Consider the following 19,821-nt stretch of genomic DNA (forward strand, 5'->3'; position numbering starts at 1 on the left):
GGGTGCAGGCGAGCGATCACAGCTTCGCCGTCGGCCACGTCGACCAGGTGGCCTACTACGCCGGCCGACGTGCCCCGGCAGCCTGGCCGCACCAGGTCGGGGCGGTCCCGAGCACCGCGCACTGCTTCCAGCGCCGGGCCGTTCCCGACATCGCCGCCGCCTCCGACGCCCCTGTGCGCTGCCGGATACTGGTCGGCACCGCCGGGGTCGGCAAGACCCAGCTGGCCGCGAACGAGGCCCGCACCGCCTGGCAGGCCGGGCGGCTCGACCTGCTGGTCTGGGTCACCGCCGGTAGCCGCGCGGCCATTCTGAGGGCCTACGCCCGGGCCATCGCCGAGATCACCGGCAGTGACCCGGCCGATCCGGAGGAGGGCGCACGGGAGTTCCTGGCCTGGCTCCGGCCGGGCGGGGGCGGGGAGGCGGTCCGTCGGCTGCTCGTCCTGGACGGTCTGGTCGATCCCGAGGACCTGCGGGGACTCTGGCCGCCGGACCATCGCCTGGGACGGACCCTGGTCACCACCTGGCGCCGGGACCTGGCCCGCGAGGTGCCAGGCCGACAGGTGGTCACCGTGCCGTCGTTCAGCTCCGCCGAGGCCTTCGGCTACCTCACGGCGGTGCTCGCCGCGTCCGGCCGGGCCGCGCCGTCTGAGCAACTGGAGGCGCTCGCCCGCGAGTTGGGATACCTGCCGCTCGCACTCGCGCAGGCGGCCGCCTACCTGGTCGGCACCGGCCTGAGCTGCGCCGACTACCTCCGCCTGCTCGGCGACGACGGCAAGCGGCTGGCCGACCTGGTGCCGGATCCGGGCGGACTGCCGGACGAGCAGAGCCTGCCACTGCCGAACGCCTGGGACCTCGCGCTGGAGCGCGCCGACGCCCTGGCGCCGGTCGGGACGGCGCGGGTGCTGTTGGAACTGGCGGCGCCGCTGGCTTCCGACGGCATCCCAGCCGCGGTGCTGACCTCCGCGGTCCGGTACCTCGACCGGGAGCGGACCGCCCGGCCGGCCGAGGGCGCGGAGCCGGACGGGAGCGCCGAGGAGACGCTCGCGTTGCTGCACCGGTGCAGCCTGCTCGACTACGACCCGACGGACAGGAGCCGATCGGTGCGGGTCCACCCGGTGGTGCAACGAGCCGTCCGCGAGGGTGCGCCCGCCGGCCGGGCCGCAGCGGTGGTCGGCGCAGCCGCCGACCTGCTCTTCATCGCGTCCCGGAGGTCGGCGGACGAGGCGAACGCGCTGACGTCCTTCCTGGTGCCTCCGACGGATCGGGCACCGCACCTGCGTTCGCGCGTCCTCGACTTCCCACCCGACGTGCTGCGCTCGAACGTCGAGGCGCTGACCCGCAACGACCGGGTCCTGCTGCTGGGATCCGGCGAGCCCGAGCTCCGGCACGGCTGGAGCACCGGCCGCAGACTGCACGACCTCGTGTTCCGGGTGGGCGACACGCTGGCGGACGACGGCCGGCCACAGGCCGCCCTGGACTACTTCGAAACGCTGCTGCCGGCGACAGCCGACCGGCTCGGAGCCCGGCACGAGTCCGTGACGAAGCTGCGCGGCCGGATCGCGCGGCTCCGGGCGGAATCCGGGGACCTCGCCTACGCGATCACCGAGTACCGCCGGATGGTCGACGACCTGCTCGCCCTGCTGGCCCCGGAGTACGAGCTGTCCCCCTCGCAGCGCGTCCGCCTGGTCGCCGGGGTCACCGAGCTGCGGTACCGGCTGGCCCACTGGCTCGAACAGGCCGGCGACCTGCCGGGCGTCGCCGGCGTCCATCGCGACATACTCGCCGACGACGGCTACATCGCGGCCGTCAACGGACGGACGGGCCCGCCCGACTTCGCCCTGCGCCGCACCGTCGCCGAGTGGCAGGGCAGGGCCGGGGACGCGGCCGGGGCAGTGCTCTCGTATCGCCGGCTCGTCGACGAGCTCCTCCGTACGCTCGGGCCGGCGGCCCCCGGCACCTTCGACACCCGCTTCCGCTTCGGCCACTGGCTGGGTGAGTCGGGTGACGTCCGAGAGGCGGTGGCCGTCCTGACCGACCTGCTGAACGACCAACTGCGCGTCCTCGGCCCGGGCCATCCCGGCCTCGCGACCACCCACCAGGCGCTCACGTACTGGCAGGGACAGCCCCGGGGCAAGGGGTGGTGGAGGAGGTAGCGCCGGGCGGGCAGGGGGCGTCGCGCGGGATGTCAGTGGCACGGGGAATGCTTGGCGGCCCATGCCACCACCCCGGACAGGAGCCTTCGGATGCCGATCCACGTGGCCGGCCGTCGTCGTACGACGGCGTCACTCATCGCCGCGTTCCCGGAGCCCGGCGCCGGCCGGTGGGCGCACGCGATCGGTGCGGCGCCGGGCGCAGGCCCTTCCCTCGTCAACCGCCCCGCGCGGCGGCCGAGTCCGGCCGCCGTTGCGGCCCTGGCCGGGGACGGCCACCGGCCTGTCGGTGCCACGGTCTACGCTCCCGGCAACGACGACATCGGGAAGTGATCGAATGTCCTACGAGGACGACGAGTACGAGTTCATGCCCGCGCTGAGTACGGCGCTGGCCGATCCGTCCGAGGGCGTGCGGACCCTCGACGGCTGGCGGATCGAGCGGGCCGGCCTGATCCGGGGTGCCGCGGGCGACGGCACGATCTACGACCCGCTGGGACCGGAGGGCGGGGGCTTCCCGACGCGACCCGGCGGCACGCCGGTCTACGTGATAGCCAGAGAGGACGCACCCGGCACCCCGGTGGCGGTCCTGGTACACCCCGGCGAGAGCGTTCCGGTCCGGACCCAGGAGTGGGGCGACCGCGTCGCGACCCCGTCCGGCCTGGCCGTGGTGCACGCGAGCCCCAGCACGTCCTGGATCGAGCCCGGCACCGGGATGCTCAAGCGCGCCTGGGCCGCCTTGCACGCACGCGCCGCCGAGGACAGCTGGAGGCTGGAGTGCCTCCGTGAGATGCTCCAGCGGGCCTCGGTGGACCCGTCCGCCTGGCCGGTGGAGCCGGTCGAGGGCGACTTCGCGAACGACTGGTTGATGATCCCGGACGAGGACGGCACGGGCACCGTGCTGGGCGTCCTGGCCGACCCGGACGGCTCCAACACGACCGAGTGCCTGGACACCGAGGGCAACACGGTGGGTGTCCTGCTCACCCTCGAATAGGGGGCGCCACCGGTCGTGACCAGGGGCGGTCCCGGTCCGGTCCGCCCCGCTCGGAGTCACCGGGAGATCACGGAGTCACCGCCCCGCGTACGCCCCGCGTCAGCTGACCCGAAGGCCCACGGCCAGGGTCAGCTCAAGGACCCGGTGGGGCGACGCCAGATCCGGGAAGAGCTCCCGAAGCTGCGACATCCGGTACCGGACCGTCTGGGGATGGACGAACAACGCCGCCGCCACCTCCTCCCGCCTGCCCTGGTGCAGGAGCCACGCCCGTAGCGTCTCCTCCAGCCGCTGCGCGGTCGCGGCGGGCACGGTCCGCAGCGGTGCGAGGGCCCGGGCCCGCAGGTCCGCGAACGCGTCCGCGTCGGCGCTCAGCACCAGCTCGGGCAGGTGGTCCTCGGTGTCGCGGATGTCGGCGGAGAGGGAGCGCGCGCGTACGGCTCGCGCGTAGGAGGCGGACGCACGCGTCCACGGCCGGGCCGGGCCGACCACGGCGCTGCGGTCGGTCAGCTGCCGCAGGAGACGCGACCGGTCGGCATCGGGGACGAGCAGCACCCCGGTGGCGTCCGGCAGGTCGTCGAGGATCAGGGTGCTCGGGTCGAGCGTGCGGTAGGCGGGCCTGGCCTGGACGGCGGGCAGCAGGACCACGGTCAGCGACACCGGAGGCTGCCACCCGGCCCGTTGGGCGGAGGCCGTCAGCACGTCCGGGTTCGCGCCGGCGAGGAGGTCGCGGGCCAGGTGTTCCAGATGGCGCTCGTGGGCCCGGCCCCGGGCGGCCAGTTCGTCGGCGTGGCCCGCGGCGCTCGCGGCGGAGAGCTCGTCGATGTAGGCGAAGGTCAGCTCGGCGAACTTGGCGACCTCGGCGGCGGGCAGACCTGCCGGTACGGCACCCGCCGCGAGGCATCGCCAGGCCACGCGGGCGCCGACGCGGTAGGCGCTGAGCAGGGCGTCCATCGAACGGCCGTCGCGCACCTCGCCGCGGCCCAGCTCGTAGGCCGCGTCACCGGCGTCGCCGCCCGTGGCGTTCCCGCTCGCCAGGTCCAGGTAGTGCCCCAGCGCGGTGCGGACGGCCCGGCGGATGGTGCCCCCCATGGGGCCCGACAGGGCATTGGCGTAGGGAGGGACCTCGTCGATGATCGCCTGGACCACCTCGTCGGCGGTGGTCGTCAGCGCGGCCCGAAGTGCCGTGACCGTCGTCTCATCCAGGGCCGGTTCGCCGGCCCTCCGGATTGCATGGCTCACGTATTTGTTTCCTGCGAACAATTCTGCCGACCAGTTTCACGTCCTACGGTCAGGACTTTACGCCCCGAGGCGCCGCAAGCTGGAGTCATGACGCGTGGAACAGTCCGCAGCAAGGCGTGGAAACTGCTGGAGATGGTCACAACGCCGCTGCTGCCCTCGGACTACCTCGACCTGGTCAGCCCGCTGCGTGCGGGCGCCGACCTGCGGGGGCGCATCGAGGCCGTGCACCCCGAGACGGGAGACGCCGCGACCATCGTGATCAGGCCGGGACGGGGCTGGCGCGGCCACACGGCCGGTCAGTACCTGCGGGTCGGGGTCGACGTCGACGGGAGGCGCCTGTGGCGTTCCTACTCGATCACCTCGCCGACGGACCGCCGGGACGGCCGCGTCACGATCACCGTGAAGGCCGTCCCGGACGGCAAGGTCAGCAACCACCTGGTCCGCAGGGCGACACCGGGCACGCTGATCCAGCTCGACCAGGCGTCCGGTGACTTCGTCCTGCCGCGGGCCAAGCCCGCCAAGGTGCTCTACCTGACGGCCGGCAGCGGCATCACGCCCGTGATGGGCATGCTGCGCGACACCGAGTTCGACGACGTCGTCATGGTCCACCTCGCGCCCCGGCCGCAGGACGTGCTCTTCCGCACCGAACTGCACGGCCTGGTCGCGGACGGGAAACTGCGTCTCGTCGAGCTGCACACCGACACGGACGGCCGGCTCGACATCGCGCGTCTCGACGAACTCGTGCCCGACTGGGCCGAGCGCGAGACCTGGGCCTGCGGTCCCGGGGGCCTGCTCGACGCCGCGGAGAGGCACTGGAACGAGCACGGCGTCCACGAGCGCCTGCACACCGAGCGCTTCCGCCCGAGCGTCGTCGTCGCCGGCGACGGCGGCGAGGTCACGTTCAGCGCCACCGGCAGGACCGTCGAGGCGGACGGCGCCACGCCGTTGCTGGACATCGGCGAGGAGGCCGGCGTGCTCATGCCCTCCGGGTGCCGCATGGGCATCTGCTTCGGCTGCGTCTCGCCGCTCAAGGCGGGCGCCGTCCGTGACCTGCGCAGCGGCGAGATCACCGAGGCCGAGCCGGGCGTCCTCATCCAGACCTGCGTGTCCGCCGCGGCGGGCCCCTGCGAGATCGAACGGTAGGAGCACCGTGACCGCCATCGACCCCACCGTCCACCTGAGCGAGGAGCAGATCGAGGAGCTCGGCCGCGAGCTGGACGCGATCCGCGACGAGGTCATCGCCGACCGCGGCGAGAAGGACGCCGCCTACATCCGCAAGGTCATCTCGGCCCAGCGCAAGCTGGAGCTGGCCAGCAGGGGCGTGCTGCTGTTCTCGCTCTTCCCGCCCGCCTGGCTGCTCGGCACCGCCGGCCTGTCCGTGGCGAAGATCATGGACAACATGGAGATCGGCCACAACGTCCTGCACGGCCAGTGGGACTGGATGCGGGACCCGAAGATCCACTCCACCAGCTGGGAGTGGGACCACGTCTCGCCGTCCGACCAGTGGAAGCACTCGCACAACGAGCTGCACCACACGTACACCAACGTGATCGGCAAGGACAACGACCTCGGCTACGGCATCATGCGCGTCGACGAGGACCAGAAGTGGCACCCGTTCCACCTCGGCCAGCCGCTGTGGAACCTCGTCAACGCCTGCTTCTTCGAGTACGGCATCGCCGCGTACGACCTGGAGCTCGGCAAGAACCTGCGCAAGGGCCGCCGCAAGGACCCGGAGTTCCGTGCGCGGGCCAGGGCCGTGGGCCGCAAGATCCGCAAGCAGGTGCTCAAGGACTACGTGATCCACCCGCTGCTGTCGGGCCCGTCCTTCCTCACCACGCTCGCCGCCACCTTCACCGCGAACCTGGTCCGCAACGTCTGGACCCACTCGGTGATCATGTGCGGGCACTTCCCCGAGGGCGTGCAGGTCTTCGAGCGCCGGTCGATCGAGGGCGAGACGCGCGGCCAGTGGTACCTGCGCCAGATGATGGGGTCGGCGAACATCAGCGGCAGCAGGGCCATGCACTTCATGACCGGCAACCTGTCGCACCAGATCGAGCACCACCTGTTCCCCGACCTGCCGAGCAACCGGTACGCCGAGGTCGCGGTGAAGGTGCGCGCCCTGTTCGAGAAGTACGGGCTGGAGTACGTCACCGGGCCGCTGCCGAAGCAGGTTTTCTCCGCGTGGCGCAAGGTCTTCCGGCTCTCGCTGCCGAACCGGAAGCCGAGGATCGGAACGCCGGAGCGCGATCGGGAGCTCGTCGCGGTCTGATCACCGGTACCGGCACTGGCACCGGCACCGGTTCAGGTCCCGCCGACCCCTCGGTCTTCACGTCCAGGGGAGGGCTTCTCCCGACCGCAGGTGCTCGCTCAGCCACAGCGCGGTGCTGCTGACGTGCATCAACGCGGCGGCCTGGCTGAGGGAGGCGTCGCGGATCGACAGTGCCCGGAAGATCGCCTCGTGCTCGGCGATGGTCCGGCCCGCGGCCTGGGCGTCGACCAGGCCGCGCCAGGTGCGGGCGCGCAGCGTGCGCCCCGAGATGCCCTCCAGGACCGTGACCAGGGTCTCGTTGCCCGTGGCCGCGATGACGGCACGGTGGAACGCGGCATCATGGGCGTTGAGCCGCTCCACGTCGTCACGGGCGTCGCGCATGGCTTCCAGGTGGCCTTCCACCTCGGCCAGTTGCTCGTCGGAGATCCGGGTGGCGGCCAGCGCGGTGGCGACCGGCTCCAGGAGCCGCCGTACCTCGAGGAGGTCCTGCACCGCGGCGGAATCGCCCTGCAGCAGCTCCACCGCGCCGCCGAGCCCCTCCAGCAGCACGCTCGGCTGCAGGCTGGTCACGTACGTGCCGTCGCCCCGCCGGACTTCCAGGACCCGGGCGACGGCCAAGGCCTTCACGGCCTCCCGGGCCAGGTTGCGGGAGAGTCCGAGCTGGGCGGCCAGCTCGGGCTCCGGCGGGAGCTTCGAACCCGGGGGCAGCGCTCCGATGCGGATCAGCTCCCGGATCTGCGCGATGGCCTTGTCCGTCAGAGACACCGCGCACTCCTTCCGGGCCTGTCGGGTGCGTTGATGATACTGACGCGTGGCGGTGCGGTCGACGGCGGCCAGGTGTCAGCGACGGGCCGTCCAGACCGGGCCGTCGGGGTAGGTGTACTCCTTGAGCGAGCCCGGGAGCATCTGTGCGCTCAGCCCGGGCAGGGTCGGCGCGAGGTAGCGGCCGCCGGAGACGCGGACCGGGTCGACGAAGTGTTCGTGCAGGTGGTCGACGTACTCGATGACCCGGTCCTCGGTGGTGCCGGAGACGGCCACGTAGTCGAACATCGACAGGTGCTGGACCATCTCGCACAGCCCCACGCCCCCGGCGTGCGGGCAGACCGGCACCCCGAACTTCGCGGCCAGCAGCAGGATCGCGAGGTTCTCGTTGACGCCGCCTACCCGGGCGGAGTCGATCTGCACGATGTCCACCGCGCCGGCCTGCAGCAGCTGCTTGAAGACGACCCGGTTGGCGACGTGCTCGCCGGTGGCGACCTTGATGGGGCCGAGCGCCTCGCGGACGGCCGCGTGGCCGAGGACGTCGTCGGGGGAGGTGGGCTCCTCGATCCAGTACGGGTCGTAGGGGGCGAGGGCCCGCATCCAGTCGATCGCGGGCGCCACGTCCCATCGCTGGTTGGCGTCGACGGCGATGCGGACGTCCGGGCCGACCGCCGCCCGGGCGGCGCGCATGCGCCGTACGTCGTCCTCCAGGTCCGCGCCGACCTTCAGCTTGATCTGGGTGAAGCCGTCGGCGACGGCCTCGTGGGCGAGGCGGGTCAGTTTCTCGTCGGAGTAGCCGAGCCAGCCGGGGGTGGTGGTGTAGGCGGGGTAGCCGATCTCCAACAGGCGGGCGATGCGCTCCTGACGGCCGGGTTCGGCACGACGGAGGATCCCGAGGGCCTCCTCGGGGGTGAGGGCGTCGCTGAGCCACCGGAAGTCGACCTGGGCGACCAGGTCCTCGGGGGACATCGCGGCGAGGAAGCGCCAGACGGGCTGGCCGGCGCGCTTGGCGGCGAGGTCCCAGGCGGCGTTGACGACGGCTCCGGTGGCCATGTGGATGGCCCCCTTCTCCGGTCCGAGCCACCGCAGTTGGGGGTCGTGGACGAGCGTGCGGGCGAACGTGCCGAGGTCGGCGCAGACCTCCTCGACGGACAGGCCGACCACGTACGGGGCGAGGGCCGCGATGGCGGCGGCCTGGACGTCGTTGCCGCGTCCGGTGGTGAAGGCGAGGGCGTGGCCCTCCAGTCCGTCGCCGGCGTCGGTGCGCAGCACCGCGTAGGCGGCGGAGTAGTCGGGCTCGGGGTTCATCGCGTCCGAGCCGTCCAGGTGCTCGGAGGTGGGGAACCGGACGTCCAGGACGTCCAGGGAGGTGATGCGGGAGGACGGGGGCATCGCGGCGACTCCTAGGAGGGGAGAGGGGTTCGCCCCTGTCGGCGGGGCTTGAACGCGACGGCGGGCGGGCGGCCGACGGCGGCCGCCCGGGTCACTCCTGGACCTTGCCGCCGGTGATGCGGGAGATGGCGAGGGCGACCAGGATGATCAGGCCGTTGAGGGCGCCGATCCACTGGGCGGGGACACCCGCCAGCGTGAGCACGTTCTGGATCATGAAGAGCAGCAGGATGCCGCAGAACGCGCCGAACATCGTGCCCTTGCCGCCGTTGAGGCTGATCCCGCCGATGACGGCGGCCGCGAAGACGGTGAAGATGTAGCCGTTGCCCTGGGCGGAGGCGACCGAGGCCAGGCGTCCGGACAGCATCAGCCCGGCCAGGGCGGCGAGCGCGCTGCCGCTGACGATCACGGTCCACAGCACCCGGTCGGTGCGGATGCCGGCCGCCTTCGAAGCGTCGACGTTGCCGCCGATGGCGTAGAGGGAGCGGCCGAAGCTCGTCCAGCCGAGAACCACGATCGCGATCGCGAACAGGGCCAGGCAGGTCCAGATGGAGGCGGGCATCCCGAACCACTCGGCGGTGCCGAGGTAGAGCATCGAGTCCGGCAGCTGGAAGAAGGTCTGGCCACCGGAGATGCCGGTGAGGATGCCGCGCAGGACGATGAGCATGCCGAGGGTGACGATGAAGCCGTTGAGGCCGAAGCGGATGATCAGCAGCGAGTTGACCACGCCGACGAGTACCCCGACGGCCAGGGTGACGGGAACCGCCCAGGCGCCGGGGAGCAGGCCGAGCCCGTGTCCCGCGCCGGCCGGGACGACCAGCCAGGCCGCGACGCCCGGCGCGAGGCCCATCGTGGACTCCAGGGACAGGTCCATCTTCTTGACGATCAGGATCATCGTCTGGGCGAGGACCAGCAGGGCCATCTCGGACATGGTCTGCAGGACGTTGACGAGGTTGTCGGCCTGCAGGAAGACGGGGTTGACGATCTGTCCGACGATCGCGATGACGACGATCGCGGGGACGAGGGCGAGGTCGCGAAGTCGGGCCAGGGGTATCCGGCCGCCGAGCAGCGCCGTACGCGCGGGCTTGGGCTCCGCGGCCCGGGCGGCCGCGTCCGCGAGGACGGTTTCAGGCATCGAGGTCCACTCCTTCCATCGCGGCCACGAGCTCGTGGTCGTGCCAGCCGCGGGCCATCTCCGAGGTCACCCGGCCCTGGAACATCACCAGGACCCGGTCGCACAGGCGGAGGTCGTCGAGTTCGTCGGAGGCGATGAGCACTCCCGCGCCGGTCCGCGCGGTCTCCTCGACCTTGCCGAGGAGGAACTCCTTGGAGCGCACGTCCACCCCCGCGGTCGGATTGATCAGCACCAGCAGGCGGGGATCGTCGGCCAGCGCCCGGGCCATGACGACCTTCTGCTGGTTGCCGCCCGACAGCGCGGAGACGGGCAGCTCGGGGCCGGGCGTCTTGATCGCGAGCTTCTCGATCATGTCGCCGGCCAGCCGGTCCCGCCGGGCGCGGCTGAGGAACCCGTTCCGGCCGAGCCGGTGCGGCACGGACAGCGTGGCGTTGTCGGCGATCGACATGCCGGGCACGAATCCCTGGTGGTGCCGGTCCTGCGGGACGAACCCGGCACCCGCGGCGAGCGCGGCCGGGACGCTGCCGGGCCGGGGCCGCCGCCCGGCGATCGCCACCTCTCCCGCCCGGGCCGAGCGCAGCCCCACGACGGTTTCGGCGACCTCGGTACGACCGCTGCCGGCGGCACCCGCGAGTCCGACGATCTCCCCGGCGCCCACCTCGAAGGTGACGTCACCGTAGGTGCCGCCACCGCCCAGTGCCCGCACGGACAGGGCCGGCACGGCGGTGCGGTCGAGGCTGCTGGACCGCACCCGCGGCCGGTCGCCCGCCGCCTCGCCGGTCATCGCCGCGACCAGCTCGGTGCGGGGGAGTTCCGTGACCGGCGCCGTGACGACGTGCCGGGCGTCGCGGAACACCGTCACCATGTCGCAGATGTCGTAGACCTCCTGGAGGTGGTGACTGATGAACAGGAAGGTCACGCCCTGGCGCTGCAGGTCGCGGATCCGGTCGAAGAGACGGGCGATGGCCGCGCCGTCGAGCTGGGCGGTCGGCTCGTCCAGGACGATGAACCGGGCGCCGAACGACAGGGCCCTGGCGATCTCCACGAACTGCCGCTGTTCCACGTTCAGATCGCCGGCCGGGGTCTGCGGGTCGACGTCCACCGACCAGGTCGACAGCAGGTCCTTCGCCCGCCGGCGCACTCCCTGCCAGCTGATGAGCCCGCCGCGCCCGTGGTCGTGTCGGTTGAGGAAGAGGTTCTCGGCCACGGTCAGGGTGGGGATGATCGTGGACTTCTGGTACACGCAGGCCACCCGCTGCCGCCAGGCGTCGCGGTCGGCCAACCGGGGCGCGGGGGTGCCGCCGAAGGCGACCGTTCCCTCGTCGGGGGCCTGCAGGCCGGTGAGGACCGACACGAGGGTCGACTTGCCGGCCCCGTTGCGGCCGACGAGCGCGTGGGTCTCGCCGGCCCTGATGGTGATCCGGGCGCCGTCGAGGGCCACCGTCGGACCGAATCGCTTGACCACGCCCGTCGCCTCGACGACGGGTGGGCCCGCCGGGGACCGTCCACCGCCCGCCGGGGACCGGCCGCCGCCCGTCGGGTCGGGCGCCGCGGGGCCGACTGCTCGCTGCCCGTCGCTCATCACAACCGCCTTGCCGTCGTTAGCCGTTGGTTCTGACCAGGCAGGTCAGCCGTGGTTGTTGCCCCACAGGGAGGGGTCGTCGCTCTTGACGCTGGGAACACCCCCGTAGGTGCCGCCGTCGAGGGTGACCAGGGGAGCGGGGAGCTGGTCCTCGAGCAGACCCGGCCGGACCTGGATGATGGTGCTGTCGTGGTCGGTCGTGCCGGGCTGGAAGGTCTTCCCGTCGATGGCGGCCTTCAGGTACTCCAGCGCGTACTTGGCGTACAGGTCGGCCGGCTGCGAGACGGTGGCGTCGATCTTGCCCGCCGCGATCGACGTGAGCTCCTCGGGGATGCCGTCGTTGGACACGACGAAGACGTGCTTCTCGTCCGCCGGGTCGACCAGCAGTCCCTTCTGCTTGAGGACCTGGAGCGTGCCGGCCAGGGCGAAGCTGGACTCCATGTAGACGCCCTTGACGTCCGGGTTGGCGGTCAGGTCCGTCTGGAGCTTCTGGGCGGCGACCGCGCCGTCCCAGTTGGTGGCCTCACCGAAGACCTTGATGCCGGGGTAGTTCGTCTTCATGCAGTCGTTGAAAGCCTCGGTGCGGTCCCGGCCGTTGATGGAGTCCAGGCCCCCCTCCAGCATGACGACCTTGCCCTGGCCCTTGAGCTTCGTGCCGAGGAACCGACAGGCCTTCTCGCCGTAGGCGCGGTTGTCGGCCCGCACCACCATGAACACCTTGCCGCTGTCGGGGCGGGTGTCGATGGTGACGACGGGGATCTTCTTCGCCTCCAGCTGCGCCAGCGTCGGCGCGACGGCGGCGGTGTCCTGCGGCGCCATCGCGATCCCCTTCACCCCCTGGCTGATGAACGTCTGCGCGTTGGCGGTCAGCTTGGCCACGTCGTTCTGCGAGTTCGTCGTCTTCAGCGACAGGCCCAGTCGGCCGGCGAACCCGGGCGTGTACCTGATGTACGAGTTCCAGAAGTCGGTGTCCGAGCGCGGGTAGTCGACGCCGACCAGCGGCGTGCCGCCCGACGCGGACGAGCCGCCCGTGCCGCTGCCGCAGGCACTGAGCAGCGCCAGGGCGGACAGGGCGGAGGCGGTGGAGCGGAGTGCGGTCCTGAGTCTCATCGGTACGTCCTCGCGCTGGTCCCTGAGCGGGAGAGAGAGTCGTGCGGGGCGGCAGCTGCCGTGCGCCGCCGCATCGGAGAGATGGGATGTATGTATAGGCGGCGGCGAGGGAGTGTGTCTAGCCACCGATCAAAAGAACCGGGAAATCGGCCTGTTGAGCGCACCCCGGACGGCTTGCAGCACAAAATCAATCCCATCAATATCCCGCACGCCCGTTGACATCAGGGCGTTACATGGACGACCTTCATGCGTAACATCCGGCGCTCCAGGGGTCTACGCGTCGCACGTTCCCCCGGCCCGGCCCGACCCCCGCCCCCAGTCCAGGGATGTCCTCATGGCGAGTTCACTGAACCGACGTCAGTTCCTCTCCGCGGCCGCAGGCGTGGCCGCGGCCGCCATCGCCGGCGGCGGCCTCGCGGCCGGCGTCGCCCAGGCGGCAGCGAGCACCTACACCCCCGACTGGACCTCGGTCGACCAGCACCCGGCGGCTCCGGAGTGGTTCCAGGACGCGAAGTTCGGGATCTACTTCCACTGGGGGGTCTTCAGCGTCCCCGCGTACCAGAGCGAGTGGTACCCGCGGAACATGTACAAGGCGGGCAGCGCGGCCAACCAGCACCACATCGCGACCTACGGCCAGCCGTCAGCCTGGCCGTACCACAACTTCATCAACGGGGCGAAGGACCTCGCGGGCAACACCGTGCAGTTCGCGCCGAAGCTGAAGTCGGCGGGCGGGAACTTCGACCCCGACGAGTGGGCGCAGCTGTTCGTCGACGCCGGCGCCAAGTACGCCGGCCCGGTCGCCGAGCACCACGACGGCTTCTCGATGTGGGACAGCCAGGTCAACGAGTGGAACTCGGTCGCCAAGGGCCCGAAGCTGAACCTGCTGCAGCTGTTCGCCACGGCGATCCGCGCCAAGAACCTCAAGCTGCTGGTGGCCATGCACCACGCGTTCAACTTCAACGGCTACTACGAGAGCGCCCCCGCGCAGTCGGACCCGAGCCTGAAGAAGCTCTACGGGCAGCTGGACAGGGCGCAGGAGAACCAGCTCTGGTACGACAAACTGAAGGAGGTCGTCGACCGCGCCCAACCGGACATCCTCTGGCAGGACTTCGACCTGAACGCGGTCGACGAGACGCGGCGGCTCGACTTCCTGTCCTACTACTACAACCAGGCCGATTCCTGGGGCCGCGAGGTCGTCGCCACCTACAAGGACGGCCTCGACAACAAGGGCGAGGTCTTCGACTACGAGCGCGGCGGGCCGGCCGACCTCACCAGCCCGTACTGGCTGACGGACGACAGCATCTCCAGCAGCAGCTGGTGCTACACGCAGGGCATCGGCTACTACAGCATCCAGCAGATGCTGCACTCCTTCATCGACCGGGTCAGCAAGAACGGCAACGTCCTACTGAACATCGCGCCGATGGCCGACGGCACCATCCCCCAGGCGCAGAAGGACGTCCTGCTGGGCATCGGCGACCACCTGAAGCGCTTCGGCGAGTCCATCTACGCGACCCGCGCCTGGACGGTCTACGGCGAGGGGCCGACGAAGATGGGCGGTGGCTCCTTCACCAACCCGACGGCCGGCACTCCCCAGGACATCCGCTTCACCCGCAACAAGGCCGGCACCGTGCTGTACGCCACCGTCCTGGGCTGGCCCGGCGGTTCACTCACGATCAAGACCCTGAGCGCGGACCGGATCGACCTCTCCTCGCTGACCTCGGTGAAGCTGCTCGGCTCCACCGCCGGGACCACCGTCGACCTGCCCGCACCGGTGCAGAGCTCCTCCGGCCTCACGGTCACCCTGCCGTCCTCCGCGCCGTACGGCGCCTACGCGTACGTCCTGAAGCTCTCCTTCTCGGGTGCCATCCCGGTGGTGCGGCCGCCGGCCGGCGCCGTCGCCTTCAAGGACGTCAACTACACGGGCGCATCGGCGGCGTTGACCGTGGGCGAGTACACCGCGGCCGACCTGACCGCGGCGGGCGTGGGCGCGGCCGCCATCTCCTCCCTCCGTACGTCCCCCGGCTTCCAGGTGATCGGCTACTCGGCGGACAACTTCACCGGTACCGCCTGGACCTTCACCGCCGACGCCCCCGACCTCAGGGCCACCGGCAACAACGACCAGATCACCTCGCTGAAGGTCCAGTTCAACCCGTCGACGTACTTCCGGCTCACCAACGTCACCGACGGCCTCGCCCTGGACGGCGGCGGCATGGTCGACTCCGGCTCCAACCTCAAGCAGTGGACCTGGGACGGCAGCAGCAACCTCCAGTGGCAGGCGGTCGACGTTGGCGGCGGCTACTACAAGCTGGTCAACCGCACCAACGGCATGGTCGCCGACGGCTGGGGGGCCACCACCGCCGGCTCCGCCGCCCGCCAGGCCCCGTGGAACGGCGGCACCAACCAGCAGTGGAAGATCACCCCCCGCGGCGCCAACACGTACTCGATCGCCAACCGCACCACCGGTCTGGTCCTCGACGGCGGTGGCAGCGTCGCATCCGGCTCCGTCACCAAGCAGTGGACCTACAACAGCAGCTCCAACCTGCTGTGGACCTTCACGGCGCTGTAGCCGCCCGCCGTCGCCGGACCGGGGCCGCAGGCGCGAAAGCCCCTGCGGCCCCGTCCGGCTGACGGGTCTTCATGTGAGCGTTAACAGTCCCGATACCTTGACGGTGTCCCGGAGCCTGGCCATAGTGATGGTCGGCGCAGCTCGGCTGGGGTGTCATCGCCGCCCTGCCGTGCCGCCTTTCGGGCCATAAATTGTGAGCGCTAACAATATTGGGTCGCCTTCTTCCTTCCCCACCCGCGAAGGAGTTCGTTCATGACCACACGATCGTGGCTGCGCCGCGCCCGGCGGGCGCTGGCGGCAGCGGGAACCACCGCTCTGCTCCTCGCCGGCCTGCTCACCGGAGCGGCCACCGCCTCCGGGAACACCTCCCAGGGCCCGTGCGACGTCTACGCCGCGGGCGGAACGCCGTGCGTCGCGGCGCACAGCACCACCCGTGCGCTGTTCGCCTCCTACAACGGCCCGCTGTACCAGGTACGGCGCGCCTCGGACGGCACGCTGCAGGACGTCCGGGTGCTGTCCGCCGGAGGCGTCGCCGACGCCGCGGCGCAGGACTCCTTCTGCGCGGGCACCACCTGCACCATCACCCGCGTCTACGACCAGACCGGTGACGGCAACACCCTGGTCTACCAGGGGCCCGGCGGGACCGGCGGCGCCGACACGGCGGCCGTCGCGAACACGGAGGCGCTGAGCGTCGGCGGCCACCAGGCGTACGCGCTCCACATCAACCCCGGCAACAGCTACTTCGCCTACAACTCCGCCGGGGGAGTGCCGACCGGCAGCGCGCCCGAGGGCGAGTACATGGTCACCAGCGGCACCCACGTCAACAACGGCTGCTGCTTCGACTACGGCAACACGGAGATCGACCACAAGGCCGACGGCAACGGCGCCATGGACGCGATCAACTTCGGCACGGAGTGCTGGTTCGGCGGCTGCACCGGAACCGGGCCGTGGGTGCAGGCGGACCTGGAGAACGGCCTGTTCTCCGGCGGCGGCAAGACGTGGAACCCCGACCAGGTCTCGCAGACCAGCCGCTTCGTCACCGCGATGCTCAAGAACGACGGCACCACCCGGCTGGCGCTCAAGGGCGCCGACGCCCAGTCCGGGGGCCTGGCCCAGCTGTACAGCGGCTCACTGCCCAGCGGATGGAGCCCGATGCACAAGCAGGGCGCCGTCATCCTCGGCAGCGGCGGCGACTGCTGCCAGACCAACCGCAACGCGAGCGCGGGCACCTTCTACGAGGGCGCCACGGTCAAGGGCTACCCCTCGGACGCCACCGACGCCGCGGTCCAGGCCAACATCGCCGCGGCCGGCTACCGCACGGACACCGCCGCCACTCCCTTCACCCCCGGCGCGAAGGTGTCGCTGGGGGCCACCACCCCCTGCTGCACCGGCGACTACCTGCGGCACGACACGAGCGACGACAAGGTGGTGATCGCGCCGGTGACCTCCGCCAGTTCCGCCGCCGACAAGGGCAACGCGACCTGGATCGTCCGGGCCGGCCTGGCCAACAGCGGCTGCGTCTCCTTCGAGTCGGCCGACACACCCGGCAGCTACCTCAGGCACTACGCGTTCCAGCTCCACCTCCAGCCCTACGCCGGCACCAGCCAGTTCGCCGCCGACGCCACCTTCTGCGCCCAGCCCGGAAACGGCGGCACGGGCTACTCCCTCCAGTCCTTCAACTACCCGGCCAAGTACGTCCGCCACTACCGCCTCACCGGATACCTCGCGAGCAACGGCGGTGCCGACGCCTGGGACAACCCGTCGTCCTGGGCCCAGGACACCACCTGGCTCGCGGCCGCCCCCTGGAGCTGAACGGCAGCCCCGCGCCGGGCCCCCTGCCGGGCCCGGTGCCGAGGAGGCCGGGGAGCACGAGCGGGTCCTGCACGCGCAAGCCGTGCTCGCCCGCGGACGCGCCCGACTCCGGCCGGCGAGCCGAGCGGCCGCCGGCCGCGTGCGGGACGGGGTCTGCCCCGAGCCCCGTGGCACCGACGCGGTACGGCCAGGACCGCCGTCGGTCGGATGTGGTGTGACCGGGGGCGAGGAGCATGCCGGTGACGGCGTCCGTCACGACGTCCGGATGGGTCGCAAGTCCCATCCCCGCCGCCGAGCCATGACCCGGTCGGCCCTGTGCCGGAGCGGGTGCGCGGCGTGAGGATGGGTACGGCCGCCGTCGGTGGCCGGCGAAGTCGACCGATTCCCGAGGGGACCGTAGCCATGACCGTGACCGCCGCGTCACCGCCCGGAGAGCCGACCGAGGCCGAGCTGCGGGCGCTCGACGCCCACTGGCGGGCCGCCAACTACCTGGCGGCCGGTCAGATCTACCTGATGGCCAACCCGCTGCTGCGCGAGCCGCTGCGGCCCGAGCACATCAAGCCCCGGCTGCTGGGGCACTGGGGGACCTCGCCGGGCCTGAACCTGGTGTACACCCACCTCAACCGGATCATCTCCCGGCACGACCTGGACGCCGTCTGCGTCTGGGGCCCGGGACACGGCGGGCCCGCGGTGCTGGCCGGCTCCTGGCTGGAGGGCAGCTACAGCGACACCTACCCGTCCGTCACCCGCGACGGCGAGGGCATGGCGAAGCTGTTCCGGCAGTTCTCCTTCCCCGGCGGGGTGCCGAGCCACGTCGCACCGGAGACGCCGGGATCCATCCACGAGGGCGGCGAGCTGGGCTACGCGCTCTCGCACGCCTACGGCGCCGCCTTCGACAACCCCCGCCTGCTGGTCGCCTGCGTGATCGGCGACGGGGAGGCGGAGACCGGGCCGCTGGCCGCCTCCTGGCACAGCGACAAGTTCCTCGACCCGGTGCACGACGGCGCGGTCCTGCCGATCCTGCACCTCAACGGCTACAAGATCGCCAACCCGACGGTGCTCTCCCGCCTGCCGCAGGCCGAGCTGGACGCCCTGCTGCGCGGCTACGGCCACGATCCGCTGTACGTCACCGGGGACGACCCGACGGCCGTGCACCGCGCGATGGCCGCCGCCATGGACACCGCCCTCGACCGGATCACCGCCATCCAGCGAGCCGCCCGCGAGGACGGGGCCACCGAGCGCCCGGCGTGGCCGATGATCGTGCTGCGCACCCCGAAGGGCTGGACCGGCCCGCACGAGGTGGACGGCGTGCCGGTGGAGGGCACCTGGCGGGCCCACCAGGTGCCGCTCGACCAGGTCCGCGACGACCCCGCGCACCTCGCGCAGCTGGAGGCCTGGCTGCGCTCCTACCGGCCCCAGGAACTCTTCGACGAGCGGGGCCGGCCCACCGCACAGGTCCTCGCCTGCGTTCCCGAGGGCCGCCACCGGCTCGGCGCCAACCCGCACGCCAACGGCGGCGTGCTGCTGCGCGACCTGCCCCTGCCCGACCTGGAGCGCTACGCCGTCCCGGTCGACAAGCCGGGCGCGACGCTGCACGAGCCGACCCGGGTACTGGGCGACCTGCTCGAACAGGTGATGGCGGACACCGCCGAGCGGCGCGACTTCCGCCTGGTCGGTCCGGACGAGACCGCCTCCAACCGCCTCCAGGCCGTCTACGCCGCCACCGGCAAGGCCTGGCAGGCCGCCACCCTGCCGGTCGACGAACACCTCGCCCGCGACGGCCGGGTGCTGGAGATCCTCTCCGAACACACCTGCCAGGGCTGGCTGGAGGGCTACCTGCTGACCGGCCGGCACGGCCTCTTCTCCTGCTACGAGGCGTTCGTCCACATCGTCGACTCGATGGTCAACCAGCACATCAAGTGGCTGCGCACCACCCGGACGATCCCCTGGCGCGCTCCCATCGCCTCGCTCAACTACCTCCTCACCTCACACGTCTGGCGTCAGGACCACAACGGCTTCTCCCACCAGGACCCCGGCTTCGTCGACCACGTCCTCAACAAGAGCCCCGAGGCCGTCCGCGTCTACTTCCCGCCGGACACCAACACCCTGCTCGCCACCGCCGACCACGTCCTGCGCAGCCGCGACTACGTCAACGTCGTCGTGGCGGGCAAGCAGCCCTGCTTCGACTGGCTCACCCTCGACCAGGCGCGCGCCCACTGCGCGCGCGGCGCCGGCATCTGGGAGTGGGCCGGCAGCGACGACGGAACCGGCGAGCCCGACGTGGTGCTCGCCTGCGCCGGCGACGTGCCGACCCAGGAGGTGGTCGCCGCAGCCGGGCTGCTGCGCCGTCACCTGCCCGCACTGGTCGTGCGGGTGGTGAACGTGGTCGACCTGGCCCGGTTGATGCCCGCCGGGGAACACCCGCACGGCATGCCCGACGCCGAGTTCGACGCGCTCTTCCCCCGCGACACACCGGTGATCTTCGCCTACCACGGCTACCCCTGGCTGATCCACCGCCTCGCCTACCGACGCGCCGTCCACCCGCACCTGCACGTGCGCGGCTACAAGGAGTCCGGCACCACGACCACCCCCTTCGACATGGTCGTCCGCAACGACCTGGACCGCTACCGCCTCGTCATGGACGTCATCGACCGGGTGCCCGGCCTCGCGGTGCGCGCCGCCGTGGTCCGGCAGGCGATGGCCGACCAGCGCAGCCGGCACCACGACTGGATCCGCGAACACGGCACCGACCTGCCCGAGATCGCCGACTGGCAGCCGGACAGCTGACCCGCCCGGCCGACACCCCGGCGGAACCT

Annotated in this window: 13 protein-coding genes; 7 read left to right on the plus strand and 6 right to left on the minus strand. The window is 71.7% G+C overall.

What is annotated here, in order from left to right:
* The first annotated feature begins 2 nt into the window (after positions 1-2).
* Both ACIRD3_RS19715 and ACIRD3_RS19720 read left to right on the plus strand, forming a co-directional pair.
* Positions 3-2,153, plus strand: coding sequence for an NB-ARC domain-containing protein (locus ACIRD3_RS19715; protein WP_402218047.1), 2,151 nt, complete (start codon positions 3-5; stop codon positions 2,151-2,153).
* Between the two features lie 334 nt (positions 2,154-2,487).
* On the plus strand, positions 2,488-3,141 hold the full coding sequence (locus ACIRD3_RS19720; protein ID WP_402218050.1) for a hypothetical protein: 654 nt from the start codon (positions 2,488-2,490) through the stop codon (positions 3,139-3,141).
* Positions 3,142-3,240: 99 nt separating this feature from the next.
* On the opposite strand, the gene ACIRD3_RS19725 is transcribed toward ACIRD3_RS19720, so the two are convergent.
* On the minus strand, positions 3,241-4,380 hold the full coding sequence (locus ACIRD3_RS19725) for a PucR family transcriptional regulator (RefSeq protein WP_402218051.1): 1,140 nt from the start codon (positions 4,378-4,380) through the stop codon (positions 3,241-3,243).
* 132 nt (positions 4,381-4,512) lie between these two features.
* On the opposite strand from ACIRD3_RS19725, the gene ACIRD3_RS19730 reads away from it, so the two are divergent.
* A complete protein-coding gene (locus tag ACIRD3_RS19730) occupies positions 4,513-5,523 on the plus strand; it encodes a ferredoxin reductase (RefSeq protein WP_402218284.1) in 1,011 nt (336 codons plus the stop codon).
* A gap of 7 nt (positions 5,524-5,530) precedes the next feature.
* Complete coding sequence (locus tag ACIRD3_RS19735) at positions 5,531-6,649, plus strand: fatty acid desaturase family protein (protein ID WP_402218054.1); 1,119 nt, start codon at positions 5,531-5,533, stop codon at positions 6,647-6,649.
* Between the two features lie 57 nt (positions 6,650-6,706).
* Here ACIRD3_RS19735 and ACIRD3_RS19740 read toward each other — a convergent pair whose 3' ends face one another.
* From ACIRD3_RS19740 to ACIRD3_RS19760, 5 genes are all read right to left on the minus strand, one after another.
* Entirely contained in the window at positions 6,707-7,414 is a 708-nt protein-coding gene (locus tag ACIRD3_RS19740) for a FadR/GntR family transcriptional regulator (protein WP_402218056.1), read from the minus strand.
* Between the two features lie 75 nt (positions 7,415-7,489).
* Positions 7,490-8,803, minus strand: a complete 1,314-nt coding sequence (locus ACIRD3_RS19745) for an enolase C-terminal domain-like protein (protein WP_402218059.1) — start codon at positions 8,801-8,803, stop codon at positions 7,490-7,492.
* Positions 8,804-8,894: 91 nt separating this feature from the next.
* Positions 8,895-9,935, minus strand: a complete 1,041-nt coding sequence (locus ACIRD3_RS19750; protein ID WP_402218062.1) for an ABC transporter permease — start codon at positions 9,933-9,935, stop codon at positions 8,895-8,897.
* A complete protein-coding gene (locus ACIRD3_RS19755) occupies positions 9,928-11,517 on the minus strand; it encodes a sugar ABC transporter ATP-binding protein (protein ID WP_402218065.1) in 1,590 nt (529 codons plus the stop codon). Before ACIRD3_RS19755 ends, ACIRD3_RS19750 begins: the two co-directional genes overlap by 8 nt.
* 45 nt (positions 11,518-11,562) lie before the next feature.
* Positions 11,563-12,627: a sugar ABC transporter substrate-binding protein gene (locus ACIRD3_RS19760; RefSeq protein ID WP_402218067.1), complete on the minus strand. Its 1,065-nt coding sequence runs from the start codon at positions 12,625-12,627 to the stop codon at positions 11,563-11,565.
* A 334-nt stretch (positions 12,628-12,961) separates the two neighbouring features.
* Between ACIRD3_RS19760 and ACIRD3_RS19765 the strand changes: the two genes are divergently transcribed.
* The 3 genes from ACIRD3_RS19765 to ACIRD3_RS19775 all read left to right on the plus strand — a co-directional run bounded on the left by ACIRD3_RS19765 (position 12,962) and on the right by ACIRD3_RS19775 (position 19,792).
* On the plus strand, positions 12,962-15,193 hold the full coding sequence (locus ACIRD3_RS19765) for an alpha-L-fucosidase (RefSeq protein WP_402218070.1): 2,232 nt from the start codon (positions 12,962-12,964) through the stop codon (positions 15,191-15,193).
* A gap of 252 nt (positions 15,194-15,445) precedes the next feature.
* A complete protein-coding gene (locus ACIRD3_RS19770; protein WP_402218073.1) occupies positions 15,446-17,005 on the plus strand; it encodes an alpha-L-arabinofuranosidase B in 1,560 nt (519 codons plus the stop codon).
* A 402-nt stretch (positions 17,006-17,407) separates the two neighbouring features.
* Complete coding sequence (locus ACIRD3_RS19775) at positions 17,408-19,792, plus strand: phosphoketolase (RefSeq protein WP_402218076.1); 2,385 nt, start codon at positions 17,408-17,410, stop codon at positions 19,790-19,792.
* Positions 19,793-19,821 lie beyond the last annotated feature (29 nt).

Source organism: Kitasatospora sp. NPDC093550, from assembly GCF_044764985.1.
Classification (GTDB): domain Bacteria; phylum Actinomycetota; class Actinomycetes; order Streptomycetales; family Streptomycetaceae; genus Kitasatospora.